General features: G+C 66.2%; 18 protein-coding genes. 9 read left to right on the forward strand and 9 right to left on the reverse strand.

Going from position 1 to position 25,783, the window contains the following annotated elements; translation table 11 throughout:
* Positions 1-26: 26 nt before the first annotated feature.
* The 3 genes from KF688_02090 (at position 27) to KF688_02100 (ending at position 3,021) form a co-directional block, all read left to right on the forward strand.
* On the forward strand, positions 27-173 hold the full coding sequence (locus tag KF688_02090) for a hypothetical protein (protein MBX3424446.1): 147 nt from the start codon (positions 27-29) through the stop codon (positions 171-173).
* Positions 174-278: 105 nt separating this feature from the next.
* Positions 279-1,934 (forward strand): sugar transferase, encoded by a 1,656-nt coding sequence (locus tag KF688_02095; GenBank protein MBX3424447.1) that lies wholly within the window; start codon positions 279-281, stop codon positions 1,932-1,934.
* Positions 1,903-3,021: a GNAT family N-acetyltransferase gene (locus tag KF688_02100; GenBank protein ID MBX3424448.1), complete on the forward strand. Its 1,119-nt coding sequence runs from the start codon at positions 1,903-1,905 to the stop codon at positions 3,019-3,021. Before KF688_02095 ends, KF688_02100 begins: the two co-directional genes overlap by 32 nt.
* Before the next feature lie 1,090 nt (positions 3,022-4,111).
* Here KF688_02100 and KF688_02105 read toward each other — a convergent pair.
* The 9 genes from KF688_02105 to KF688_02145 form a co-directional block, all read right to left on the reverse strand.
* Positions 4,112-4,468 carry a hypothetical protein gene (locus KF688_02105; GenBank protein ID MBX3424449.1) on the reverse strand — a complete coding sequence of 119 codons (357 nt, stop codon included), beginning with the start codon at positions 4,466-4,468 and terminating at the stop codon, positions 4,112-4,114.
* Positions 4,469-4,547: 79 nt separating this feature from the next.
* A complete protein-coding gene (locus KF688_02110; protein MBX3424450.1) occupies positions 4,548-4,697 on the reverse strand; it encodes a hypothetical protein in 150 nt (49 codons plus the stop codon).
* A gap of 1,533 nt (positions 4,698-6,230) precedes the next feature.
* Positions 6,231-6,905 carry an RHS repeat-associated core domain-containing protein gene (locus KF688_02115; protein MBX3424451.1) on the reverse strand — a complete coding sequence of 225 codons (675 nt, stop codon included), beginning with the start codon at positions 6,903-6,905 and terminating at the stop codon, positions 6,231-6,233.
* 162 nt (positions 6,906-7,067) lie between these two features.
* Entirely contained in the window at positions 7,068-8,246 is a 1,179-nt protein-coding gene (locus tag KF688_02120) for a DegT/DnrJ/EryC1/StrS aminotransferase family protein (protein MBX3424452.1), read from the reverse strand.
* 32 nt (positions 8,247-8,278) lie between these two features.
* Positions 8,279-9,550 (reverse strand): glycosyltransferase family 4 protein, encoded by a 1,272-nt coding sequence (locus tag KF688_02125; GenBank protein ID MBX3424453.1) that lies wholly within the window; start codon positions 9,548-9,550, stop codon positions 8,279-8,281.
* Positions 9,551-9,554: 4 nt separating this feature from the next.
* Positions 9,555-10,691, reverse strand: coding sequence for a UDP-N-acetylglucosamine 2-epimerase (non-hydrolyzing) (gene wecB, locus KF688_02130; GenBank protein MBX3424454.1), 1,137 nt, complete (start codon positions 10,689-10,691; stop codon positions 9,555-9,557).
* Between the two features lie 173 nt (positions 10,692-10,864).
* Complete coding sequence (locus KF688_02135; GenBank protein ID MBX3424455.1) at positions 10,865-12,022, reverse strand: NAD-dependent epimerase/dehydratase family protein; 1,158 nt, start codon at positions 12,020-12,022, stop codon at positions 10,865-10,867.
* On the reverse strand, positions 12,019-13,065 hold the full coding sequence (locus KF688_02140) for a polysaccharide biosynthesis protein (protein ID MBX3424456.1): 1,047 nt from the start codon (positions 13,063-13,065) through the stop codon (positions 12,019-12,021). The genes KF688_02135 and KF688_02140 overlap by 4 nt, the downstream gene beginning before the upstream one ends.
* A 270-nt stretch (positions 13,066-13,335) precedes the next feature.
* Entirely contained in the window at positions 13,336-14,274 is a 939-nt protein-coding gene (locus tag KF688_02145; protein ID MBX3424457.1) for an SDR family oxidoreductase, read from the reverse strand.
* 294 nt (positions 14,275-14,568) lie between these two features.
* On the opposite strand from KF688_02145, the gene KF688_02150 reads away from it, so the two are divergent.
* From KF688_02150 to KF688_02175, 6 genes are all read left to right on the forward strand, one after another.
* Positions 14,569-15,693, forward strand: a complete 1,125-nt coding sequence (locus KF688_02150) for an SLBB domain-containing protein (GenBank protein MBX3424458.1) — start codon at positions 14,569-14,571, stop codon at positions 15,691-15,693.
* A 60-nt stretch (positions 15,694-15,753) separates the two neighbouring features.
* On the forward strand, positions 15,754-18,102 hold the full coding sequence (locus KF688_02155; GenBank protein ID MBX3424459.1) for a polysaccharide biosynthesis tyrosine autokinase: 2,349 nt from the start codon (positions 15,754-15,756) through the stop codon (positions 18,100-18,102).
* Positions 18,103-18,129: 27 nt separating this feature from the next.
* On the forward strand, positions 18,130-20,874 hold the full coding sequence (locus KF688_02160; GenBank protein MBX3424460.1) for an O-antigen ligase family protein: 2,745 nt from the start codon (positions 18,130-18,132) through the stop codon (positions 20,872-20,874).
* A gap of 63 nt (positions 20,875-20,937) precedes the next feature.
* Positions 20,938-22,800 carry a polysaccharide biosynthesis protein gene (locus tag KF688_02165; protein MBX3424461.1) on the forward strand — a complete coding sequence of 621 codons (1,863 nt, stop codon included), beginning with the start codon at positions 20,938-20,940 and terminating at the stop codon, positions 22,798-22,800.
* Positions 22,801-22,980: 180 nt separating this feature from the next.
* Positions 22,981-24,072 (forward strand): hypothetical protein, encoded by a 1,092-nt coding sequence (locus KF688_02170; GenBank protein ID MBX3424462.1) that lies wholly within the window; start codon positions 22,981-22,983, stop codon positions 24,070-24,072.
* Positions 24,073-24,301: 229 nt separating this feature from the next.
* Complete coding sequence (locus KF688_02175) at positions 24,302-25,744, forward strand: hypothetical protein (protein ID MBX3424463.1); 1,443 nt, start codon at positions 24,302-24,304, stop codon at positions 25,742-25,744.
* The last annotated feature ends 39 nt before the right edge of the window (positions 25,745-25,783 follow it).

Raw genomic sequence — 25,783 nt, forward strand, 5'->3', positions numbered from 1 at the left:
TGTCGTCGCAACCTGATGGCGCCGCTGTGATTTCGCAACAGTTCTCGTCGCGTCATGCGCACGAGGCGACCGCGGCTGCAACGAAGGCGGGGGGGATGGTCGGCAATCGCCCCGACCATGTCAACACGAGCCCGCTGTCACGGAACATGCTGGCGCCCGCTGGCGCCCAGTGAGGGGCGGGTGAGGTTGTGACGCGGGTCCGCAACCCGTACCATCCGCGCTCCTTCCGCGGTTCCGATATCAGCTTCAAACGAACAAACGATCACAGAAGCGCGAACATGCAGCCTACCTGGCAGTCGGCCGTCAAAGCGGCGATCGATCGCATCGCGGCGGCGGCCCTGGCAGTCGCGATGGCGCCGTTGCTAGCGGCGATCGCTCTGGCGGTGAAGCTCGACAGCCCGGGGCCTGCGCTGTTCACGCAGGAGCGGGTCGGTCGGCACGGTTCGCTCTTTCGCGTGTTCAAGTTCCGCACGATGGTCGAGGACGCCGACCGGCTGCTCGACGAGCAGGGCCGCGTCCAGGGAGCGCGGGTCACGCGCGTCGGCAAGTGGCTCCGGCGCACCAGCCTCGACGAGCTGCCGCAGTTGTTCAACATCCTGCGCGGGGAGATGTCGTTCATCGGTCCCCGGCCGACGCAGGCCGACCATTGGCGCCGGTACGACGACCGGCAGAAGCGACGCACGGCGGTCCGGCCAGGGGTCACGGGGCTGGCTCAGGTGAGCGGCCGCAATACGATCCCCTGGTCTCGGCGGATCGAGTTGGATCTGCAGTACGTGGATCACTACTCGTTGTGGCTCGATTTGAAGATCGCGGCGCGTACGGTGGGAGCCGTCCTTCTTGGAACGGGAGTCGTCATGGATCGCAACACGGAGCAAATGGACGACCTGCCGCACGGCGCCGACGAGACAGCGGCCCTGTCCGCAATCTCAGGCCGCGCGGAGCCGAAGCTCGTGGGGCCCTATCGCAAAGACTTGCGGGACGAGCAGTTTCTCAAGACGCTCAACGACGCCTTGGCGGAGATTCACGACCGTCAACTTGGCGACGAGTGCCGACCGCTGCCGACGGTCCACGTCATCGGCGCCCCGCGTTCGGGGACGACCGTGACGACGCAGCTTTTGGCTGCATCGCTCGACGTGGGATACGTCAACAATCTGGTCGCCTCGTTCTGGCGGGCGCCGGTGTTCGGCCTGCGGTTGTCGCAGAAAGTCCTGGGGCCGGGCGGGCCGACGACGTTCGCGTCGGACTTCGGACGAACGCGGGGCATTCGCGAGCCGCATGAGTTCGGCTACTTCTGGGCCGATGTGCTGGGTTATCGCGACATGCAAGAACAGCCGAGCGAGTTCGAGGACTCGATCGACTGGGCCCGCATTCGCCGGCTGTTCGCCAACATGACCGACGCCTGCGGCAAGCCGATGGTGTTCAAGTCGTTCTTGCTGGCGTGGCACCTGCAGCGCACCGTTCGGGAAATGCCCGACTCGCTGTTCGTGTGGGTGCGGCGCGATCCGGTCGAGAACGCCTTGTCGCTGCTGCGGGCCCGGGAGAAGCAGTTGGGCTCGGCCGACGCCTGGATTTCGATGCGTCCCCGCCAGTACGAATGGCTGCGGCACGAATCGCCCGAGGTGCAAACGGCCGGCCAAGTCCGCTTCGTCGAGCAGGCGATCGAGCGCCAAGCCGGGCTCGTCGATTCCCGCAACCTGATCGAAGTCAATTACGACCAGCTCTGCCGGAACCCGGCGGAGCTGGTTGACGCCGTCGCCGTGCGTTTGGACTCGTTGGGCTGCCCCGTGTATCGCACCTCGCCCCCCCCCGACGCCCTCGCGGCGGTTGCGCGGCCGGAGCCGGACGCCGGCCGGCGGGCTCGCGTCGCAGCCGCTGTGGCCGCCTTCCAGCAAGGACGATTCGATGACCGGATGCGCACTTCCGCGGCAGCTTGAAACGGCCGGCGCCAACGACGTGTTCACCGTGTGGGACGCGGCCGAACCGGCGGATCGCGCCGCCTGGCTCGCGGCCTGGAACGCCTGGGTTCGGCGCGACGTGTTCGCCCACCCAGGCTATCAAGAGCTGTCGGCGGGGGGAACGACCCGGGCGATGTGCGCGTCCCTGACGACCGACTCAGGGTCCGTGCTGTTTCCGTTTTTGCTGCAGGACCTCGCTCCCCTGCCCTGCTGGGGCCCGGACGTCGGCCCCGCGTACGACGTCACGACCAACGGTTACGTCGGCGCCTTTCGCACCAGCGAACTAGGCGAGGACGATCTGGCCGCACGGTTCTGGCAGCGGTTCGACGCGTGGTCGGCCGCAACCGGCGTCGTCTCGGAGTTCGTGCGAATGTCGATCGACGCCGACCAATTGCTCCCCTACCCGGGCGAGCAGGCGACCAAACGGAACATCGTCCGCTCGCTCGAGCTTGATGAACCCGAACTGTGGAAGGACGTCCGGCACAAAGTCCGCAAGAACGTGAAGCGGGCCCGCTCAGAGGGGGTGACCGTCGAGATCGACCCGTGCGGAGACCGGCTGGACGAGTTCCTCGCCGTCTATGACGGAACGATGGGGCGACGAAGCGTCGCGTCGCAGGACGCGCAAGGGGCCGAGTATTTTGCACGACTTTGCCGCTCGCTGCCGGGCAACTTCGCGTTTCTGCACGCAGTGCACGGCGGGCAGGTCGTCTCCAGCGAACTGGTCCTGTTCGGGGCAGAGAACGCCTACTCGTTCCTGGGGGGAACCGACGAGCGGCACTTCGAGATGCGCCCGAACGATCTGTTGAAGTACGAAATAATCCTGTGGGCTCGGTCCCAGGGTTTGCGGCAATACGTGTTGGGGGGCGGTCGCAGCCCCGACGACGGCATCTATCGCTACAAGGAGTCGTTTGCCCCGCAAGGGGTCGTCGACTACCGCGTCGGTTGGCGCGTGCCGCGCCCCGAGGCGTACCGCCGCCTGACGGCGCGCTCGCCGGGCGCAGATCAGACCGAGTACTCGCCGAACCGGACCGAGACGTACTTTCCGGCGTACCGAAAGGCGGCCTAGCGCTTCGCCAACTCGCGCGGAACTCCTCCAACGCCAGCCGCCAATACGACTCCTTCTCCGCGGAACGTTTCCTGCTCGCCATCACGCGACCTCCGAAGGCAAAAGACTGAAAGCCTCCAACCTACCGCGGCCGTCAAGATGCAGTTCACCGTGCGCTCACGGCCATCGGGGTCGACGACCGGGGCGCCGGTTCCGAAGTCGACTTGCGCCTCCTGGCCGGCTGCGCATTCCAGCCGGCGGAACGGCAATGGCCGCGTCCAACCGATCCGCTTGAGGAAGCGACGGACGCTGTCGTAGCCGACCGTCGCGCCGTGCTCGGAGACCAGATCCTGGTGGATCCGCCGGGCCGACAGCTCTGCGCCTCTTTGGCCTGGATGATCTCCCGCCACGGCTCGCAGTCGCTCGGGCGAAGATCCGCTTAGCCGTATGCCGCTGCTTCTTCGGCGCCTTCGCGTCGCTCACCAAAATCTCGGCGATCAGCGGCAGGAACCGCTCCATCTTCGGCCGCGAACGCGCCTTCGCCCTCCGATAGCCGGGCGGCTCGACGTGCGCCAGCACCTTCTGAATCGTCTCCCAGTGCAACTTGTACACCCGACACGCTTGCCGCCGGCTCAACTCGCCGGTCAGCACGCGTCGTCGGATCTCGGTCCACTTCTCCATATGACGTAGCACTCCTGGCACGCCTCGCTTCACGAGCACTCGGGCATCAGCAACGGAAACCGGCCTGCGGCCGCCTGCCACGATGATCCTAGTGTCGCAAATTCGAAACAATGCACGGTTGTGCGCTACGGAATCCGGGCGCCAGCCCTCCTGCCGGGCGCTACGTTTTTGGAATGGCGGTCACACCTCGCTGGATTCTCGCTTCGATGCGGGCGTGGGCGGCGTCATTGCTGGGTGGGCGGCGACAATTGAGAGGGCTGGTCCGGGGTTGTTGAAGCTGGTGTCAGGCTGGAATTGGCGGGGGTTGGTGGCGACGCGACTTTTTGTACCTCACGCCGAGAATCGCTTGACATCGCAAGGGTCTCCTTCGTGCGTCATGCTAACGACTGTCAAGGAGAATTCCACTTCCGACTGAGGCAGGACACAAGAGCTAAGGCCAGGAATAGTTGCTTCCATTTGAACGTAGCCGAATCTTGCCCACGCCAGCCAATAAATCAATCGAGACAATCGCATCGTTGACCGGATCGAGAATAGCCATTCCGGCATCAGTATCAGAGGTCATTCCTATCGACAATACAGGCTGGCCTTCTCCCGTGTAGAAGCTGAGCGATCCATGTCCACTTTCGGCGAGATTGAGAATCACTCTTTCGTGACCATCTTTGTCAGAAAGCGACAGAAAAGGACAGTCACTATCGTACATGCCAATACGTATTCGTACGACGCGGTTGCTGTCAGATAGCTCGATTGGTTTGTCGTGCATAAGTGCAGTGCCTTTCTGCAGTAACATACATAGAATGCTATACCACTAAACGCCACATTCACTTTCCCAGATCAATCGGATCTGGGACCCTCGGGCAGAACAAGAGTTAGTGTACCCTCTGTTCTGTAAAAGTCCCTGCAGGGGCCGCGTTGGCGTACTGGTAGGAGACGTCGTTGAGGACCCCCGTGCCGTTCGAGTCGGCGTACGACGCGACGCGGGCGAGTTGTCCCAGGGAAGTGTACTCGTAATCGTGCACGACCCCGCGCGGGGCGGGGGAATGTTCGAAAAGCTACCGACGCCTGCCCGCTGTGCTAATATGGACCTGTCCCCTTTCTTACCTCCACGACGGTCGACGTGTAATCCTCCCACCGGCTGGTTGTCGTTCTCCCGAATCGATCCCAGTAACCGTACTCGCCGGCCGCCGTCTCCATCGTCCGCCGCACCTCCGGGCCGACGTAGTCGGCGGGCTGATGCGGACTCAGTTTCGGGCGTAGTTTTGACTCCTCGCCTGACAGGCCGGGGGCGGAGAACGTGTGTCGTCATTTTGCCGGCGAGCAAAACTCCATCATTGTCTCGTGCAAAACTCCGGGCTGCGGGGCGGGGGAGGGTTTGCCGAACGTGTTGGGGGCCATCGTCTTGCGCGTCGGGTCGCCGATCGCGGGGCGGCTGGTTTTGCCAGCAAAACTCGCGGCGGGCGAGCAAAACTCGCGACCCGGCCTCGGTCGCGTCCGATGCGCGATTGCGTCGCAAGCGCGGGCGAAGCGCGCGGCTGGCAGCATCTGTTCTACGCGATGCGGCGGCCCATTTTCTACCGAAATCCCGTGGGAAATTGAGCGGACGATTCCGGCCTTGTCGCCGGGCGCTCCTCGCTGGATTCTCGCTACGGGGCGGGCGTGGGCGGCGTCATCGGTGGGTGGGCGGCGACAATTGAGAGGGCTGGTCCGGGGTGGTTGAAGCTGGTTTCAGGCTGGAATTGGCGGGGGTTCTTGGCGGCGCGATTATTTGTACCCCACGGACGATTCCTGTTCGCCGCTGCGCGGCGGGCGGAAAATCGGTCGTGGTGGCTGGTTGACGGCGATCATCGAAGGTTCAAAGCGACAATTTCAGTCGCTGCTGTCGGCTGGTTGGTCTTGGATTGGCGGCTGGTTTTCTGGGGTTTTGGTCGGCGACGACTTTTTGCGCCCTACGACCCGCGGCTTTTACAGAAAAGGGGTTGCTCTATCCGGTCACAACGAAGAGGCAGTGCGCCGAAAGAGCGCCTTAAAGTACTGGATCTCTGCTCGACTCTCAGCAATCGCAGACGCTAGCGCTCCACACCATAGCAAAACAGACAACCAAGGGATCCACCCGAAGGTGAATGCATCAGATGCGCTCGACAATTGATCAATATCAGTGACCGATAGAATGAGTATTGACTTGAACAAGTCGAGACATATTAAAAAAATTAAACTCCAGAAAACGAACCGCATCCTACGAATCTGAGGTAATGCCCTAATTATTGGCTGATGGCGTCGCCACAACTGAAGCCGGTCTTGCGGCGCCAAATCACGCAACTCAGGTATCGATGCCAGATTCCAGAAAAAACGCACTGATTAGTTCCTTCCTGCACAATGACGTTGGACTAGGGGCATTTTGGAAATGGCTTGCCTGGATTACGGCGTTGAAAGTCTTCTCTGCAATCGTCCCGTCCGCCCAATGCACTATCCAAGCAACAAGCAGCAATTACTAACGCCCCAGTAGTACACAACGCAAGGCAACCGACTTTACAATAGGGTATTGGCCACCAACCTCACGCTAACAGACATGTTTTCATGCATGCCAACCAGACTCCACCTGATGCTCCGAGGCATATCTTGAGCTGTAGCGCATTATGACGCAAACAATCACAGTATTGCCCAACTGTGCCATCTGGGTCTAATTGCACTATTGGATTTGAGTCGACATAGTTGTATAGATTCCATAATAATCCATCGTACTCAATGGGATCTCTTCCCGTCCACCTCCCGAGGTGACTCGCATAGAACCGATTCCGGTTCAACTGCAACCCCGTCCCCAGATCAAGCTCCCTGCCGGTGTACCGGACGACGTTGGCGACGTCGGTGCCGTTGGCGTCGTCCGACCAGTCGCTCCCTTCGGAGTTGGGATCGGCGGCGCCGTTGAGGACCGTGCATTCTCTGTAGGGCGTGTAGGCGTACCGCTCGACGACTTTGCCGAGGTCGCCGCTGCCGCTGTCGCCGTTGACCAAAGCCGTGACGTTGTAGTTCGCGTCTTGCAGGTAGTAGTGGTACGTGTCCGGCCCCTCGGACTGGTGGTCGCTGTCCCGCCAGCGGAGCGCGACCGCGTCGACGTACTCGGGGTGGTAGACGTACTGCTGGTCGATCCGCGCCGTGCTCGGGGTCGTCCCGACGCGCTCTTCGACGATTTGCCACCGGTCATTGTAGTAGTAATGCCGCGTTTCGGTCAAAGAACCGCCCGCATAGCTCTCGCGAACGATGCGATGATTGTTGCCGTCGAACTCGTTCTTCTGAACCGTGTTCGTCCCGTCATGGATCTCGATGAGCCGGTTCCAGGCGTCCCACTTCAGTTCGGACCCCTGCGTCGGGTCGGCCCCAGGTCGGAGCGAGCGCTAAGCGGCGGCGCGAGCTGGGGACAGCGTCGTGCGGAGGGCCGCGCCGACGAAGTCCATATCTGCGGCCGTGAGCGTGTGGTCGACCAGAAAGGCGAGGCTTCGGTCGGCGAGACGACGGGCGCTGGGCAGCGTCGATTGGGGGCCCAGCGACGCGAACGCTTGCTCGCGATGAATTTCGCCGCAACTTCCCACCGAGCACGGTACGCCGCGAGCCGTCAATTCCGCCATCACGTCGTCGCGCGATCCGCCGTGGGAAAGCGCCTCGGGCTTCACGAAGGCGTAGAACCGGTAGTAGGCGTGATGAATGTCGGCGGGGAGCGTTTCGACCTCCAACGCCGGGAGCTCGCGACAGTGGCGCGCGAGCAAGCCGGCGTTGCGCCGCCGCGCCGCGAGCCACTCGGGCAAGCGGCGCAGTTGCACGCGGCCTAGCGCGGCTTGCATCTCCGTCATCCGCCAGTTGGAACCGAACGAGTGATGCAGCCAGCGGAACCCGGGGGGGTGATCGGCATGGTGAACCGCGTCGTAGTCCTTGCCGTGATCCTTGTAGCTCCACGCCCGACGCCAGGCATGTTCGCAATCGGTCACGAGCATCCCCCCTTCGCCGCCCGTGGTCATGATCTTGTCCTGGCAGAACGAGAAGGCCGCCGCGTCGCCGAGCGAACCGACGCGGCGCCCGCGGTATTCGGCGCCGTGGGCTTGGGCGCAGTCCTCGATGACGCGCAAGTTCCGTCGCCGGGCAAGCTCGAGGATGGGATCCATATCGCACGGCCGCCCCGCCAGATGGACGCAGACGATCGCCTTGGTCCGCTCGGTGAGCCCCGCCGCGATCGTGTCGGCCGAGAGGGTCTGCGATACGGGGTCGACGTCGACCACCACGGGGCGAGCCCCGCGGGCGACGACGCAACTGGCCGAGGCGATAAACGTCCGGGCCGGGACGACGACCTCGTCGCCGGGGCCGACGTCCAGCGCGGCCAGGGCCAGTTCCAATGCCAACGTGCCGTTGGCCAGGGCGACGGCGTGCCGCACCCCGACGAACTGGGCGAACTCCTGCTCAAACGCGCGCCCTTGCTCGCCGGTCCAGTAGTTGACCTTCCCCGAGCGGAGCACTTGGTCGACGACGGCGCGCTGCTCGTCGTCGAACTCCGGCCAACGCGAGCGAACGGGGGCGGGCGACATTGGCGTTGCTTCCTGCATGGTGATCCGCTCGCCTAAGCTGCCGCTTGGCGTCGTGGGGTCGGCGTCGGGGTCGCGGCAGGGACCGGGGCTCCGATCGCTTCGGATAGGAAGGCGACGTAGCGATCGATCTGCCGGCTTGATTGATAGAACTGCAAGTACGCGCTGCGGGCGTTCGCGGCGAGGCGGTCTTGCTCGGCTTGCGCCATGTCGGCCAACTCCGTCACGGCCGCGGCAAGGGACTCGGCGTCGCCCGGCGTGAAGCAGAGCCCGCATGCGTGGCGCCGGACCAACTCGGTCGCGACCCCTTCGCATCCCATCAACAGCGGCCGGCCGCTGCACATGTAGGCAAACGTCTTGGACGGAATGGACGCCCGCGACATGTCGTTCGGCGTCAGGTGCACGAGCAGCGCGGAGGCCGAAGGGTAGAGCCGGCGCAGTTCGCTCGGATCCAACCGACCGACGAATTGAACATTGGCCAGGCCCCGGCTGCGCGCCGCGGCTTCCAGACTGGCGCGGCGGAGTCCGTCGCCGACGAGCGTGAAGCGAATCTCGGGGCGGTCGGCCAGATTCGCGGCGGCGTCCAGCACGACCTCGAGCCCTTGGCTGGGACCCATCGCCCCGGCGTACAGGATCTCGACGGGGCGCGTCATCCCGTGGCTTGCAGCCAGCTGTGCGTCGACCGGCAGCGGATCGAACAGCCCCGCGGCAGGCCAAGTCTCGATGACCGACAGTTTCTTGGCCGGGACGCCTCGCTGCAGAAGATTGTCGCGATACCCGGTCGTGATCACGTTGATCCGCCGCGCGCCGCGGTAGATGAACTTCATCACCCGCGCGACCACGCTCAGCGCCGTGCGGTTGGCGATCATGCCGGTCGCGGCGAGACTCTCGGGCCACAGATCGGCCACGTCGAGGACGTACGGGGTGCGGGTTGCGAAGCTCAACCACCGGGCGGTCAAGCCGACCGGCAGCGCCGATTGATACGCCAAGATCACGTCGGCCCGGCGAGCCTTCCGCCAGCCGATCGTCGCCGCGCTGAGAGCGAACGTCGCGTAGTACAGCACCCGCCGCAGCACCGAGGAGCTGTGGTCGGGCCACTGAGGAACGCGCGTTACGAGCACGCCGTCCATGACTTCGCTGTGATGGAGCCGCTGGCGGTAACCCGGGTACGTCTTGCCGTGGGGGTAGCAGGGGAAGCCGGTGAGCACCTGCACCTCGTGCCCGCGGGCGACGAGTCCCCGGGCGAGGTCGGCGAACTTGAACGCCGGCTCGGGCGCGTAGTACTGGGTCAGCAGTAGGATCCGCATAGCGTCACGCCGCCTGAACGATTCCGTCCCACTGCCGCCCCAGCAAAGCCGTGCCCAGGATGAGCTTCACGACGCGCGACGAGGCGTTCGTCACCTGGTATTCCTCGGCGATCGGCTGGCGACGGTCGAGGTCGTGGTTGTGGACAGCCAGGGCGACCGCGTTGAGGATCGTCTCGGGCTCGCGCCCGGCGAGGATGATATGCCCCGAGTCCATCGCCTCGGGGCGTTCCATCGCCGTGCGCATCGTCACGGCGGGGAAGCCGAGGATGGAGCTTTCTTCGCTGATCGTGCCGCTGTCGGACAGGGTGCAGCGGGCCGCAAGTTGCAGCTTGACGTAGTCGTGGTATCCGAAGGGGGGCAGGAACTGCACGCGAGGATCGACCGCTCCCGAGCGGGCCTCGAGTCGTTGCTTGGTGCGGGGATGCGTGCTGACGACCACGGGCAGGTCGTACGTGGCGGCCAGGCGGCGGAGCGCGTCGAGCAACTGGTCGAAGTGGGCGGCGACGTCGACGTTTTCCGCGCGATGCATGCTCGCCACGAAGAACTTGCCGGGCTGAAGTCCCAGGCGCTCGACGACATCGGACGCCTCGATCCCCGGGCGGTTGGCGTCGAGCACCTCGCGCATTGGCGACCCGGTCAAGTAAATGCGCCGCGGATGGATTCCCTCGGCCAGCAGGTTTCGCCGCGCGTGTTCGGTGTAGGCGAGGTTGAAGTCGCTCACGTGGTCGATCAGTCGGCGGTTGATCTCCTCGGGGACGTTGAAATCGAAGCAACGGTTGCCCGCCTCCATGTGATAGACGGGGATCCGCATCCGCCGGGCCATGATCGCCGCGAACGCGCTGTTCGTGTCGCCCAGGATCAGCACCGCGTCGGGCCGCTCGGCGGCGAGCACGGTTTCGGACTTCATCATCACCTCGCCGAGGATCGTCCCCAGCGACGCGCGGCTGACGCCGAGATAGTGATCGGGCGCCCGCAGAGCCAGGTCGCGGAAGAAGACTTCGTTCAGTTCGAAGTCGGAATTCTGCCCCGTGTGCACCAGGACGTGCTTCACATGCTGATCCAACAGCGCCATCACCCGCGACAGGCGGATGATCTCGGGCCGGGTGCCGAGGATCGTCATCACTTTAAGCGGAGCGGTCATATCCGTCACGAACTGCTAGAGGGGGTGGCCGAAAAATGGCACTGAACGCGTATCACAAAACCCTTGCAGCGACGGCTCAGGCCGAGTGGACGGAACGCATTCTCACGTCAACGTCAGGCGGTCCTGTTGCGGTTTTGTACGGCGAGTCGATGCGGGACTGGTCGCGCGGTTTGTCAGGCGGCGGTCGCTTGCTTTTGCGGGGCGGCGAGCACCGCTTCGGCGAACGTGTCGGGATCGGCGGGGTCGAAGATTTCGTTCGTCCAGAACATCGTCAGCAGGTCGTCGGGGCCCGTGTTCTCGATGTGGTGGGCGTGCAGCACGGGGATCGAGACGAACGTCGGCGAATCGCCGCGCACGCGGATTTCTTCCACAACATCGCTGCCGATTCGGCGGAGGCGGATGACGGCCTCGCCCTGCAGCACGCAGAACCACTCGCTCTTGCGGGTGTGGTAGTGATTGCCGCGGGTGACGCCGGGGCGAGTCGTCGAGAAGAACACCTGTCCGGCGCCGGCCAGTTTGATGACTTCGCACAATTCGCCGCGCGGGTCGGCGTGCAGCGAGGGGCGCTTCACGTGGGCCGCGAGCGGCAGGTACGACCGCAGCGTCGCGTACAATTGGGCGTCGAACGGATCGGTCAGATCGGGGACGATCCCGCGCTCGTCTTCGCTGTCGAGAAATCCGCGGAGCTTGGCGAGCAGCTCGGAGACCAACAGCGGTTGCCGGCCGGGGACGCGGCGGAGTCGGTAGCCCCGGCTGCGACCGGCGGCCAGTTCGCCGACCTCGGCGTCGATCGCCGCCGCCAAGTCGCCGACCCAGACGAACTCGATCTCCGCGTCGCTGACGATCCGCGGCGACTCGCCCCGGGCCAGTTGATCGCAGAACGTGGCGACGACCGAGTTGTAGTGGGGTCGGCAACCGGGGCCGAAGACGTTGGGAATTTCCATCGCGATGGCGTTCCCCCCTCGGGCGCTCCACGCCTCGATCAGGTCCTCTCCCCGCCGTTTCGACCGCCCGTAGGCGTTGTGCCGCGAGCGTTGCGTCGAGGAGGCGAAGACGATCCCCGGCGAGCGGGGCGCCCGTTCGACCGCCGCGACGAGACGTTCGACGAGTTCGACGTTGCGGCGGTAGACTTCGTCTTCGCTGCCGCGATTGAGCCCGGCCAGGTGAACGATTACGTCGCACGGGGCAAGGAACGCCGCGAGCCGGGTCGGACTGTTCCAAGCCTCGCGCGGGCAGACGACGACCCGCGCATCGGCGCGCTGCGTCAGTCGTCGGACGACGTACTGGCCGACGAATCCGCCGGCGCCGGTCACTCCAGCCGTGAAAGTCACGCGGCGGCCCTCCGCGGTCCGATCTTCACGCCTCGTTGATCCAAGTCGCGGCGAATCTCCGGGAGCCGCAACAGCAGATTCTCCACCTCGCCGATCGACAGTTGCGGGGCGTTCTCCGACGTGTAGCCGTCGCGGAGCATCTCCTCGGAGACGTGGCCGCGGGTGAAGTACTCGTCGTAGTCGCGCCGACCGTGGCAGCAAACGCGGTAGTACTCGCCGCAGTCTTCGGCGCGGGTCAGCTCTTCGGCGCTGACCAGCACTTCATGCATCTTCTCGCCGGCCCGCACGCCGACGACGTCGATCGGATTGTCGGCCTGGAACAAGCGGCGCATCGCCTCGGCGAGCGTCTCGACCGTCGCGGCGGTCGCCTTGCGAACAAACAGGTCGCCAGGCCGGCCGTGCTCCATTGCGAACGTGACCAGCGTCACTGCGTCGGCCAACGGCAACAGCAGCCGGGTCATGTCGGGATGGGTCACCGTGAGCGGCTTTTCCTCGGCGATCTGCTTGACGAACAGCGGAATCACCGAGCCCCGCGAATACATGACGTTGCCGTACCGCACGCCGCAGAACACCGTCTTGGTCTGCGGCGTCTTGGCCCGGGCGAGCATCAGCTTTTCCATGAGGGCCTTGGTCTGGCCCATGGCGTTGATCGGGTAAACCGCCTTGTCGGTGCTGAGGACGACCAGCTTCTCGACGCCGTTCAGCTCGGCTGCGTCGAGGACGTTGTTCGTGCCGATGACGTTCGTGTAGACCGCTTCGAGCGGAAAGAATTCGCAGGAGGGGACCTGCTTGAGCGCCGCGGCGTGAAAAACGTAGTCGGCCCCGCGCATCGCCATAATCAGTTGGTCGCGGTCGCGGACGTCGCCGATGACGAACGACAACCGCGGGTCGTCGAACTCGAGCCGCATGTCGTGCTGCTTCTTCTCGTCTCGGCTAAAGACGACGACTTGCCGGGGCTGGTGCTCGCGGAGCACGAGGCTGACGAAGTCGTGGCCGAACGAACCGGTGCCGCCGGTGACGAAGAGCGTGCGGTCGCGAAACATCCGTGTTTCCTTTGCAAGTGCGCAGCGAATCCTTGCCGCGGACAGAGGCCCGGCGCGCGCGTGCGCCGACCGGCGGGGATTGTAGCGCAAGCACGCGACGGGCAACAACCCCAACCGGACTCCTGGCAATCCGTCGCGGCCCCTGCTTGTCAGCGTGCCCGGGAGCCGGCAAGTCCGCATGGACGCGCGAGATTTGGCGGTTCGGAGAGGCCGGCTCTGGTTCCCCCCCGCGACGGGCCGAGGTTGCCGGTGCGGTTCGCCGCCGGGCGCCTACATGATCGACTGGTAGTACTCGATCGACCGCCGCAGGCCTTCGTCGAAATCGACCGTCGGCTCGTAGCCCAGGGCCTCACGGGCCATCGAGACGTCGGCGAGGCTTTCGCGAACGTCGCCGGCTCGCGGCGGGGCGAACTCGGGCTCAAGGTTCGTCCCCAAGACGCGATTGATGCTAGCGATGAGATCGAGCAAGCTGAACTGCCGGCCGCAAGCGACGTTGAACACTCGCCCCGCGACGGCCGCCGCCGGGGCCGCGGCCGCGGCGAGATTGCCGGCCGCCACGTTGTCGACATAGGTGAAGTCGCGCGACTGCCGACCGTCGCCGAACACGATGGGGCGCTTTCCCTGGAGCATTCTCGCAACGAACTTCGGGATGACTGCCGAGTATTCGCTGGCGGGATCTTGCCGAGGACCGAAGACGTTGAAGTACCGGAGGACGGTCGTTTCGAGACCGTAGGTGGCGTAGAACGCTTGGCAGTACGCTTCGCCCGCCAGTTTGGCGGCGGCGTACGGCGACAGCGGCGACAGCGTGTCGGTTTCGCGCTTGGCCGAGTAAGGCTGATTGCCGTAGGCGCTCGAGGAACCGGCGTAGACGACGCGCTTCACCCCGCCCCGACGAGCGGCGTCGAGCACTGCGACCGTCGAGGTGGCGCACGCCGCGTGGCAGTCGAGCGGGTTGGCGACGCTGTTCGGGACCGAGGCCATCGCGGCCTGATGAAAGACGACGTCGACCCCGTCGATCGCCCGGGCGAGGGCCAGCGGGTCGAGGACGTCCCCTTCAATCAGCGTCACGCGCGGCGAGGCGGGGACGTTGCCTCGTTTGCCGGTGCTGAGATTGTCGAGCACCCGCACTTCGCTCCCCGCCTCGGCCAGCGCGGCGACGATATGCGAACCGATGAACCCGGCGCCGCCGGTGACGAGGTAACGAGTCATGTTGCTGGAGGCGAGAGTGCTTGAGGGGCGAAGTCAGGCGAGCAGACCCGCCGACTGTGGTGATTGCGAATCCTTAAGTCTAGGTCAAAGTTGGTCTCCGCGCGCGTGCTGGCAGCGCCGGCATAGCCCGCCCAACGGGCCTCGAGGCGGCCGTTTTCTCGCCCTGCTGGCGGGGGGCGGGGCCGCCGTCGGGGCAATCGGCCTTGTCGGTGGGCGGCGTTAATTGGTAGTAACCCGGCCCGCGCGGGAGTCGCTGCGCAGAAAATGCACACCCAGAACGCTCAGTTTCCGGCCATGCCGAGTTCTCCCCGCATTTGTCATCGAAACGGGGGCAGCGCATGGCAATTCGCGGCGCTCGTGGCGGTCTGGGCCGGTTGCGGAGCGCCGGGGATTCGTCCCGCGAGCCTTCCGCCCGAGTTGCTCGCAGCGCCGCGGAACTCGCGGGCGACGATCAATCTGGCGAGCGTGGCGACGCCGGGCGTCGCCGATTCGAACATCGCCCCCGGCGATTTGCTGGAGCTCACGATCACTAGCGGCCGCGACGGCGAGCAACCGCAGCCGACGCTCGCTCGCGTCGGCGACGACGGCCGAGTCGACGTGCCGCTCGTGGGGCTCGTGCCGGTGGCGGGTCTTGAAGCCGCGATGGCCGAACTGGCGGTCGGGCAAGCCGCGGTCGACCGCGGCATCTATCGCCGCCCGCACGTGGCGGTCGAACTGAAATCGAAATCGGTCAACCATGTGACGGTGCTGGGCGCGGTAACGACCCCCGGCGTGCATGAGATCTCGCGAACCAACTGCAATCTCGTCGCCGCGATCGCCGCGGCGGGAGGGCTCAACGAAGATGCCGGTACGATCGTCGAGATCGTACGGCAACCGAAGCTGATCGCCGGGGAGCCCGCATTGCATGCCGACGCCGGCCTGCAGGACGAGGGGATCCAACAGGCGAGTTACCGCGCCGGCGGCGCGGCCGGACTCGCCACGGCCCCGCGGACGCAGCGAATCAATCTGTCGAACCCTGCGGCGGTCCCCGGTTGCGTGCTCGGCGATCGCGACGTCGTGGTCGTCAAACCGCGCGACAAGGACATGATTTACGTCGCGGGGATCGTCAAACAACCCGGTCAGTTTGAAATGCCGGAGGATCGCGAGCTGCGCCTGCTCGACGCGGTGGCGCTGGCCGGGGGGCTCGACTCGCCGGTCGCCGACCAAGTGCTCGTGGTGCGGAACGTCCCGGGCCGGCCTGACCCCGTGCCGATCCGCTGCAGCATCGCGGCCGCCAAACGCCAAGGTTCGGAGAATCTGGTGCTGGCGCCGGGGGATGCGATCAGCATCGAGCAAACGGCCGCCACGGCGGTGGTCGACGTGTTCCGCAACATCTTCCGGATGTCGTTTGGCCTTACGCGCAACGCCTCGTTTTTCTAACGTCCTCGCGAATTGTCCCTGGCGACCGTCCCCGCGCTCGTCCGTCCCCGCCGCCCGAAATTGCCTCGTCGAATGCTGAGCGACCCGCAGCGTCCGCCGTCGTCCTCCGCCGACTTCGCCTCGACCGGCGACTTGGTCCCAGGAGTGATGCGCTTTGCGCGGCTGGTGATGCGCCGGTCGAACGTGGTCGTCGCCTGCCTCGCCGTTTGCGGCGCGATCGGGGCGGCGTACTACATCACGGCGCCGCGGTACTACTCGTCGACCGCCAAGTTGCTGATCATCGAGCAAAAAAGCGATCAGCTCGCCTCGGTGGGAGACGCCGACGGTTCCGAAACGACGATGGCCACCCAGCGCGAGATCGTTGTGAGCCCGGTCGTGCTCAAGCGTGCGATCGACCAGCTCGCCCCTCAGGATCGGATCGATCTGGTCGACGTCCCCCCCCACAACTGGGTCGAGACAGTCGCGGAACTTGCCTCGGCGACGAACACGCGGCGCACGAACCTGATCGACGTACGGTTTCGCTCGAAGCGACCCGACTCGGCCGCGGCGGTCGTGCGGGCGATCATCGACGCCTATCTCGAATGGGTTCGCGAGAAGCACCAAGGCGCCGCGGGCGAGATGAAGGAGATGCTGACCGACGAGCTTGCCAAACGCGAGGACGATCTGACCCGCATCGAGGCGGAGTTGAGCGACCTGCGGCGACGGTCAGGACACCTGGCGGTGTCGTCCGAGTCGGGCGTGGTCGACCCGATCGTCCAGCGGGCGTTGCGGGCCAACGAAGCGTACATGGAGGCGACCCAACGCCGGCTGCGACTGGAAACCACCCTGGCCGCCGTGCAAGAGGCCGTCGCCCGCGGGGCCGACGTATTTCAACATCTCGGCGGGCTCGAAGAATCGGTCGACCGGCAAGTGCTGCAAATGACCCTGGGGGTAAGCGAGCACGACCTGTCGCTCCTGGCCGACCAGGAAGCGAAGCTTCTGGAGACGCAAAAGGAGCTTCGCGACGCGTCAACCTACTATGGCCCCAACCACCCGCGGATCGGCGAGCTTCAGCAACAGGCGGCGTCGATCGAGGCGTACATTCGCGACTATCGCGGCAATTTGGGTCGCCGGTTCGGCGGCGACCAGTCGCAAGAACTGGGCCGAGCCACCCAGCAGATGCTGTCGCAGTCGCTGACCGAAGCCCAACGCCGCGAGGAGCAGCTTGCCGCGACGTTCACCGAGGCTCGATCGGTCGCGTCGAACCATAGCACCCAGATTGTCGAGATGCAGCGGCTCGAGAGCCAGATCGAGTGGACGAAGAAGCTTCGCGATTCGATCCTCGATCGCATCGCAACCTTGGATTTCCGCCAAGGTCAGGCGCCGATCCAAGCGACCGTGGTTCGCGAACCCCTCCCTGACGAACGGCCCGTGTCGCCCCGACTGAAGTCGGTGGTCGTCGGCTCGGCGGGTCTGGGGCTGATCCTGGCGTGCCTCATCATTTACTTCCAGGACGTGCTGGACGATCGGTTCGCCTCGCCGGAGGAGTTGTCCTCGCAATTGGGCGTGCCGGTGCTGGCGGTGGTCGGCGAACTCGAGCCGCTTACGGGCGCGGGGCTCGACGTCGTCCATACGCACGTCGCCCCCAACAAGCCCGAGACCGAAGCGTTCCGCACGCTGCGCACGGGGCTCACGCTAAGCCCGCAGCCGAGCAATCGCCTGTTGGTCACGAGTTCGGAGCCGGGGGACGGCAAGACGACGATCGCCTCGAACCTGGCGGTGGCGTTCGCCCAGGCCGGACGGCGGACGCTCGTGATCGACGCCGACCTCCGCAAGCCGGGGCTGACGACGCGACTGGGCTTGAAACGCGAACCGGGCGTGGCCGACGTGCTCCTCTCCGAGGAACCGATCGACGCGGCGGCCCAGGAGCATCTGCACCGCACCGAGATCGAGGGGCTCGACGTGATGCCCACAGGATTACGGCGTCAGAACCCCGCCGAATTGCTGGGGAGCGTCCGCTTCGCCGAATTGTTGGCATGGGCCGAATCGAACTACGATCAGGTGCTCGTCGACTGTCCCCCCGTGCTGGCGGTCAGCGACGCCCAGATTGTCGGTCGCTTGGTCGACGGCGCCGTGATTGTCGTGCGGCCTGAGAAGAACCACCGGCGGATGGTCATCCGCGCCGTCGAGAACTTCGGCAGCGCCGGGTGCCACATCTTCGGCGTGGTGGCCAACGGCATCACTGACGAGGACGGCGACTACGGTTACGGATACGGTTACGGATACGGGTACGGCCACGACGAGGACGACGAATCGACCGAGGACCAAGACGCCCCGGCGGCGACGATTGCGTATCCCTACGAGGCCCCCCCCCGCCCCGCCGCCGGGCTCGCCCCTCCAGGGCCGGTGCGGCCGCGACGCGCGGCGTGAACCCTGCTTGGCAAGAGTCAGCGACCCATGGCCTTTGGCGCCCCGTCATCTCGAAAGCCGACTTCGCGTCGCGGTCGCCCCGCCGCGCTCGCGGGCGATCGGCTGGCTGAGCGGGCCCTGGCCGTGACCGACGCGGGGTTGGCCGGCGTCGTCTTCGTGGCGCCGTTGTTCCACGGCGGGCGCCACGACGTGGGCCGGTTCGTGCTGGCGGCGTGCATCGCCGTGGCGGCGATGTCCTGGGGCGTGCGGCAACTGGCCCTCAAGACGAACGCGTGGCGACGGAGTCCCGCGAACTGGCTGTTCTGCGGCGGCGCGCTGCTGTTGGGGCTGCAACTGACTCCTCTGCCGGCAGAGTGGATTCCGCTGCTGGCGCCGCTGCAGATCGAGTTGATCGCCCCGTGGCTCGACACGGCCCATTCGCTGGGGATCGCCCCGCGCCCGACCGCCTCGCTCAATCCCGAAGCGACGCGGCTGTCGCTCGCCATGTGGTTGGCGTACGGCGTGTTGTTCATGACCGTCGCCCAGCGACTGCAAGACGCCGCCGACGTTCGGCGTCTGCAGCGGTGGATCGGTCTGTCGGCCGGCGCGATGGCGGCGATCGGCCTCTTGCAGTGGGCGCTCCCCAACGGCAAGTTTTTGTGGATCTACGAACATCCGTCGCGCAGCCCAGGGGCGGGGGCCTGCGGGCCGTTCGCCAATCGGAACCATTTCGGTCATTTCCTGGTGCTCGGCGCCCCTGCCCTGGCGGCGTGGGCGATGACCTCGCTGCACGCCGCGAAGGCGCCTCCCAAGCGGCCCGGCGCTCGGCGCGCTGCGGCAAGCTCCCACGTCAGTTGGCATGAACGGATCGAGCGCGGGCTGCCGGCGACGCTGCTCGCGGCGGTCATCGCGGGCGCCTTGCTTAGCGCGTCACGCGGGGCGGCCGTCGCCTTGTTCGCCGCCGCGGCGGCGTTTCTGCCTGCGGCGATTCGCGCGGAGCGGAGCCGCACCGCGGGCTTCGGCTCGGCCGCGGGGTTGGTGACGGCCGGGGCGCTCGCGGCGATCCTGCTGATCCCCGACGACGCCACGACGCGAATCGCAACGCTTGCCAGCGGCGAGCTCGAAGAGATCGATCACAACGCCGGGCGTCGCAGCATTTGGCAAGCCAATTGGGAAGTCATCCAACGCAACGGCTGGCTCGGCGCCGGCGCGGGGGCCCATGCCGACGTGTATCGGACCTATCTGCCCGATCCGCCCCTCTCTGAGTACACGCACGCCGAGAACGGCTATCTGCAGGTGCTGACCGAGACGGGACGGGCCGGGGGAGCGTTGCTCGTCACCGGAGTGCTGCTCGTCTTGGGGTGGTGCTGGCGAGCCTATCGGCTGTCGCCGGACCATCCCTCGTTTCTCGCCGCGGCGGCGTGCGCAGCGTGCTTGATTGCCAGTCTCGCGCACTCGGTCGTCGACTTCGTCTGGTACATTCCCAGTTGTCTGTCGATCACGCTCATGCATGGGGCGTGCTTGATGCGATTGCATCAATTGTCCGACGAAGTCCAGAAGCGTGAATTCCGCCCCGCCGAGTCGTCCGTCCCCGGCTTCTTCGGCGGGTTGTTGACGCCGCTGACGGCGACGGCTTCGGCCGTGGCGGTCGCGGCGCTGTTGGGCCCCGCGCGGGCGGCGCCCCATTGGGACAGCTACTTGCGCATCTCGCGGTCGCATCGGATCGCCTCCTCGGCGCTTCTCGTTGCGGGCGTTCCCGAGGAGGAAGGCAAGCTGCACGCGATCCGGCTCAGTCAGCAGGCGTCCCTCGTCTCGATGTTGGACGAGCTGTCCCAGGTCGTTTCCCTGCGACCGGAGTTCGCCGATGCGCACCGCCAACTCGCCAATCGCAGCGTGCAACTGTTCGAGCACGTTCAGCAACAGGCCGACAATCCGATGCCGGTGTCCGAGATTCGGGCCGCGGCGATCGCCTCGCAGTTTTCGTCGTCGGCGGAACTGTTGGAGTGGCTGCGGGCGGCGTTCGGCCAGCCGATCGGGCTGTTGCTGCAGGCCGACGCTCACGCCCGAGCCGCCGCGTCGTGTTGCCCGTTGGAAGGGGACGCGATCGTGCAGGTCGCCGATCTGGCGTTCTTGCACGGGCGCGGCGCCGAGACGGTCCAGGCCGCGATGAACCAAGCCTTGCGAGTTCGCCCGTACGACGGCGACCTTCTGCTGGCCGTGGGGACCGAGGCCGCGGTGCGCGGCGATTCCGCCGAGGCCTTCGAACTGTGGCGGCGAAGCTTCGCGATCCGCGGCAGTCATCGCCTGCGGATCGCCCGGCTGGTGGCCGGCAACATGCCCCCCGAGGCATGGCTCGAGTGGTTGCAGCCGGAGTGGGACTCGCTGCCGGTGTTTTGGAGCACGGCGTGCGATCGGATCGACGACCAGCAGCGGGCGGCGATCCTCGCCTACGGCCAAGCGCGGCTGGAGAGCGACCTGTCGGAGAGCACGCCTCCGTTCGCGACCCGCGCCCGCCGCACGCTGGCCGAAATGCAACTCACCGCGGGCCTGCCGGAAGCCGCCGCGGCGACTCTCGAGCAAGCGATCGCGGCGAACCCCAACGACGTTCCGACCCGGCGGATGCTGGGGTTCGTGCTCGCCGATTTGCAGCGATTGCCCGAGGCGGAGCAGCACCTGTCGTGGTGCTACGGCCGCAACCCAAACGACGGCGGCGTGCAGCGCCAACTGACGACGATCCGCAAGCTGCGTCTCGCCGAGACGGCCGACCAACGCCGAGCCTCGCTGCTGCGATAGTGCGGCCCCGACACGACTTATCCCGTCACACACGACTTCAGCGATTCTCGATCTGTTTCGTCCATGGACGCTCGCTCTCATCGTTACTTGCCGCTGATGCGTCTTGCCGCGTTTGCAACGCTGGGCGGGTGCGCGTACATAGCGGCTTTTCTGTTGCGTTTTGCGGGCGCCTTGAACGAGGTTGCCGAGCAGGTCCTGGCCGACACGCTGCTGTTTGCGGTCGTCGTGAAGGTCGCCTCCGCAGGGTGGTTCCGTCTGCACCAGACGGCGACCCGATACGTCACGCTTCATGACTTGGTGCTGCTGGCCAAAGCGACCACCGCGGCGTCGATCGGGCTCATGCTGTGCGACTCGATGTTCGCCGTGCACGTCACTTTGCCGCGGAGCGTCGTGATCCTCGATTGGGGGACTTCGCTCGTGTTGTTGGGCGCGTGGCGCGGGCTGCCGCGCGTGTGGCGCGACGCGAAGCTGCTCCGTTCGACGGGCCCGGGCGCGATCCGTGCTGTGATCGTCGGCGCCGACGACGCCGGCGAGGCCTTGCTGCGCGGCATTCGCCGCAACCCGAATTTGCTTTACGAGCCGGTCGGTTTCGTCGATCCTCAGTCGCGCCACCGCGGCGCTCTCATCGCCGGCGTGCCGGTGCTGGGGGGATTCGACGCCCTGCCGGCGATCATCGATCAGCACGGCGTCGAGGAGGTGCTGATCACCTCGGGCGTCCTCCCCGGCAAGCAGGTCCGCGAACTGATGGACGCCGCCGCCCAAGGGAACTTTCGCGTGCGGGTTCTCCCCAGTTACGAACAACTGCTCAACGACAACGTCGCCGTCCAGCCTCGGCCGGTGGCGATCGCCGACTTGCTGCGCCGCCCCTCGGTGGCGCTCGAGGTCGACGGCCTGCGCGAGTGGCTCGTGGACAAGACGGTCATGGTCACCGGATCGGCCGGCAGCATCGGCTCGGAGATTTGTCGTCAACTCTTGCAACTCGGGGTCGCGAAGCTGGTGCTCGTGGACCGTTCGGAAACGGGGCAATTCTTCCTGGAGCGGGAGTTGGCTCGTCAGTCCCCCGAGGCCGAACTGCACGCTTGCCTGGCCGACGTCACCGACGGCGAGCGTTTGCGGGCCGTGTTTGGCGAACATCGTCCCGACGTCATTTTTCACGCCGCGGCGTACAAGCACGTGCCGCTCATGGAAGCCCAGCCCGGCGAGGCGGTGAAAAACATCGCCGTGGCGACGCGACTGCTGGTGGATCTGGCCGACGAGATCGGCGCCGAGGCGTTCGTCATGATCTCGACGGACAAGGCGGTCAATCCCACGAGCGTCATGGGGGCGTGCAAACGCGTGGCCGAGCAGTACGTGCAGGCCCGCGCCGCGGGGAGCCAATGTCGGTTCGTCACCGTGCGGTTCGGCAACGTGCTCGACTCGGCGGGAAGCGTGGTCCCCGTGTTCCGCGAGCAGATCGCCGCCGGCGGCCCCGTGACCGTCACGCATCCCGACATGGTTCGTTACTTCATGCTGATCCCCGAAGCGGCCCAACTGGTGATCCAGGCGGGCGGCATGGGCGCCGGGGGCGAGATCTTCGTCCTCGACATGGGCGAACCGGTACGAATTCTCGACTTGGCGACCGATATGATCCGGCTCTCGGGCCTGCGGGTCGGCGAGGACGTCGAGATTGAGTTCACGGGCCTGCGCCCCGGCGAGAAGCTGTACGAGGAGCTTTACGGCCAGGAAGAAGCGAACCAGCCGACGGCCCATCCCAAGATCATGGTCGCCGCCAGTCAGCCGCTGAGTTTGCTGCAGGCGTACCAGAACATTTCGCAGCTGCATGCGGTGGCCGACGAGGGATGCGACCAGGTGTTGCGCGAACTGAACGCCGTCGTGCCGATCCAATCCAGCGCCGCTCTGCCAGTGCGAATTGCTCGGGCTGCGTAGACAGAATGACGCAGCGGCGGGCATGCCTTCCGAACCGCGTGCCTCGGCGGTTCCTGTCGCTCTCTCCCTTGGCGGGTTCTTGATTCTTGGGGGTCGCGACACGGATGGCACTCCGCCGTCCGTGGGCCCGTCGAGTCAGGCGCCTTCGCGTTCTCGCCGGCAAGCCCTAGAATGCCGGGCATGGCCAAGACGACCGCTCGGCAATTGACTGCGTTCGAGGTGCTCGCTGCGACGGAGCCGCCGCGGGTGACGGGGATGTGCGCGATCGTCGGCGACGACGGGTTTCTCGTGCATGAAACGCGCCGCACCCTTGCCGCGGCCACGGCCGGCGAGTCGTGGGGCGCCGACGTTCGCGACGGTCGCACGGCCGAGTACCGCGACGTGCACGATCTGTTGTGCGAGCGGTCGCTGTTCGCCGACGGCGGCAATGTGGTCGTCCTCGAAGACGCCGATCCGTTCGTGAAGGCCTATCGCGAACAACTTGAGGATCTCGTCGATCGTCTGCCGACCGACTCGGCGTTGATCCTCGAAGTGCAAACCTGGCCGGCGAACACCCGGCTGGCCAAGGCGGTTGCCGAGCGGGGACTTACGGTCCTCTGCCAGCGGCCCGACAAGGGCGCCGCCGCCGGGGCGTTCGACAAGGGCCTCAAGGAGTGGCTGGCCGTGGTCGCCGAGCGCGAGTTCGGCGCCGAGCTGGCCCGCGGCGCCGCCGACGCGCTGCTTGAGCAGCTTCCCCCCGAGGCGGGCCTGCTTTACCAGGAAACGGGTCGGTTGTCGCTGCTTGCGCCTAAGAACTCCGCGGGCAGGGCCGTCATCGACGGGGCGGTCGTCCGCGAGCATGTCGGCGGGTGGCGCGCTCGCAAGACTTGGGACATGATCGACGCCGTCGCCGCGGGGCGCGCAGCAGACGCCCTTGCACAACTCGACCGGCTGCTAGCGGCCGGGGAGGAGGCCCATGCAATCTTGCCGCAGATGGCCTCGACGTTGCGGCGATTTGCGCTGGCGGTGTTGTCGTACGACGAGGCCGAGCGCCGCGGACAGCGCCCGTCGCTGCGGTACGCGCTGGAGCAGGCCGGCGTGCTCAAATTCAAGCTGGCTGACGCGGAGCAGCAATTGCGGCAGATCGGCCGACCGCGGGCCGCAGGGCTGCTGCGCAAGCTGCTGGCGGCCGATCTGGCCCTCAAGGGTCACAACTCGGGCAAGGATGCGGCTCGGCGGGTGATCGAGACGCTGATCGTCGAACTCTCGCAAGCCGCAGCGCCGGCACGCTAGCGGCCTGTCGGCCGTCAACTCACGGCCTGAAGCGCATCGTCGGGGCTTGCCGCTGACGAGGGACGCCTCGCGCAAGCGGTCCCCCGCGCCTCGCTTGAACTTGCTTCCCGCTTGCAATTTCGCTACTTTTCCGCCGCGCAAGGGGGGCTCGTTCTCCGCTCTTGCGTTCGCATCGTTCTCACTCGCCGGACCGCTCGCGTTGCGCACATCCCGTTCCATTGTCGCTCTCGTGGCGCTCCTGACAGGAGTCGGGGGTTGCACGACCTCGTGGAGGCCGACCTTCGTAGCCGGGTCGCGGCAGGCCGAGTCGATCGCGCTGACCGCCGACGAAAGCCAGACCCCCGCGGCGGGAATCGCCAGCGCGGGGCTTGCCAAGGCCCAAGCGGCCTCCGAGCCGATCTCTGCCGACGCCGCATTCGCGGGCGTGTTGGAGGAGCTGCGCGAAATCGGCCAGCTCGATCCCGAGGCCGAGCAGGAGGTTCTTGCATCGCTGAAATCGGCTAAGCCGGAGCATTATCGGTTGATCGTCGAGCAGTACCGTGCGGCGCTCGCCTATCGCAAGCAACTCGCCGAGCGCGACTCGCAGCGGGCGCTCAAGCAGCGGCAGGAAGACGCGGAGCAGCGGCTCGTTCAAACCGCCGGGATGCGGGCGAACCAAACCGCTCGGACGGGTCGCAGCGCACCTCAAGCAACCGCTCAGGTGCGCCCCGCGGCGCTTCACGCGGACCCGAGCGTGACGCTCGCCAGCGACCAGGGCGATCCCATGTCGCCCGAGGCGGCCGTGCGCGTGCTCCAGGCCGCGGCGCTGGAGTTGGCCGCGTCGCAGCATGGGGCCGGCGCTCGCATCGAATCGCTCCCCCCTCCGCCGCAGACGCTTCCCCAATCCGCCCGCCCGAACGGGCCGCACGCGACCCCGGTCGTGCAGGCGACTCACTATGCGATCGCCGATTCGGCGACTCCGCCGAGCGGCGATTGGCGGGCCGATCTCGACGCGACGATTCGCCAGCTCCAACAGAACGTTGCGGCGACTCCCCGCTCGGTCGACGAGGTGCAGGACCACATGCGACTTCGCACGCTGCAGTTGCTCGCCGGGCGGCAAGAGCAGGCGCTCGCGCCGATCCCGGGCGCCAGTTCGGGGCAGCAGGAGTTCTGGTCCAAGCAACTGTTCGCGATGTCGGCGTACCTCGACGCCCAAGGTCCGGGCGACGAGAAGACCCGCGCCGCTGCAACGCTGGCCCACTTGAACGAAGCTCGCGATCGGTTGTCGGAGCTTGCCCCGCTGCAGGTCAGGAACGCGACGTTCGTGACCCGCGTCGACGGCTTCGGGCTGTACGAGGCCGCGAAAGATGCGAAATTCGCCCCCGGAGCGTCGATCGTGGTCTACGCCGAGATCGACAACTTTCGCAGCCGCTCGACGGCCTCCGGGCACGAGTCCATGCTCGGCACCAGCTACCAAGTGGTCGACGAGTCGGGGCGCCGGGTCGACGGGGCGCAGTTTCCGGACGTGCAGGACGTCTGCCAAAGCCGTCGCCACGACTTCCACATGCAGTACGAAATGGAACTGCCGACCCGCATTTACCCCGGCCCGTACTCGCTGCAGATCATCATCACCGATCACCTGAGCAATAAGATCGGGCAGGCGGATCTGGCGTTCGAGATCGTGGAGAAGTAGCCCGCCGGGGGGCCTGCGGGACCAGCGGACGAGGCCAAC

The organism is Pirellulales bacterium (assembly GCA_019636345.1).
Taxonomy (GTDB): domain Bacteria; phylum Planctomycetota; class Planctomycetia; order Pirellulales; family Lacipirellulaceae.

Coding starts and splice junctions, on each gene's coding strand:
- KF688_02095 (MBX3424447.1), top strand. CDS start 279: ATGCAGCCTACCTGGCAGTCGGCCGTCAAAGCGGCGATCGATCGCATC.
- KF688_02100 (MBX3424448.1), top strand. CDS start 1,903: ATGACCGGATGCGCACTTCCGCGGCAGCTTGAAACGGCCGGCGCCAAC.
- KF688_02105 (MBX3424449.1), bottom strand. CDS start 4,468: ATGTTACTGCAGAAAGGCACTGCACTTATGCACGACAAACCAATCGAG.
- KF688_02120 (MBX3424452.1), bottom strand. CDS start 8,246: ATGTCGCCCGCCCCCGTTCGCTCGCGTTGGCCGGAGTTCGACGACGAG.
- KF688_02125 (MBX3424453.1), bottom strand. CDS start 9,550: ATGCGGATCCTACTGCTGACCCAGTACTACGCGCCCGAGCCGGCGTTC.
- wecB (MBX3424454.1), bottom strand. CDS start 10,691: ATGACCGCTCCGCTTAAAGTGATGACGATCCTCGGCACCCGGCCCGAG.
- KF688_02140 (MBX3424456.1), bottom strand. CDS start 13,065: ATGTTTCGCGACCGCACGCTCTTCGTCACCGGCGGCACCGGTTCGTTC.
- KF688_02145 (MBX3424457.1), bottom strand. CDS start 14,274: ATGACTCGTTACCTCGTCACCGGCGGCGCCGGGTTCATCGGTTCGCAT.
- KF688_02150 (MBX3424458.1), top strand. CDS start 14,569: ATGCCGAGTTCTCCCCGCATTTGTCATCGAAACGGGGGCAGCGCATGG.
- KF688_02160 (MBX3424460.1), top strand. CDS start 18,130: ATGGCCTTTGGCGCCCCGTCATCTCGAAAGCCGACTTCGCGTCGCGGT.
- KF688_02165 (MBX3424461.1), top strand. CDS start 20,938: ATGGACGCTCGCTCTCATCGTTACTTGCCGCTGATGCGTCTTGCCGCG.
- KF688_02170 (MBX3424462.1), top strand. CDS start 22,981: ATGGCCAAGACGACCGCTCGGCAATTGACTGCGTTCGAGGTGCTCGCT.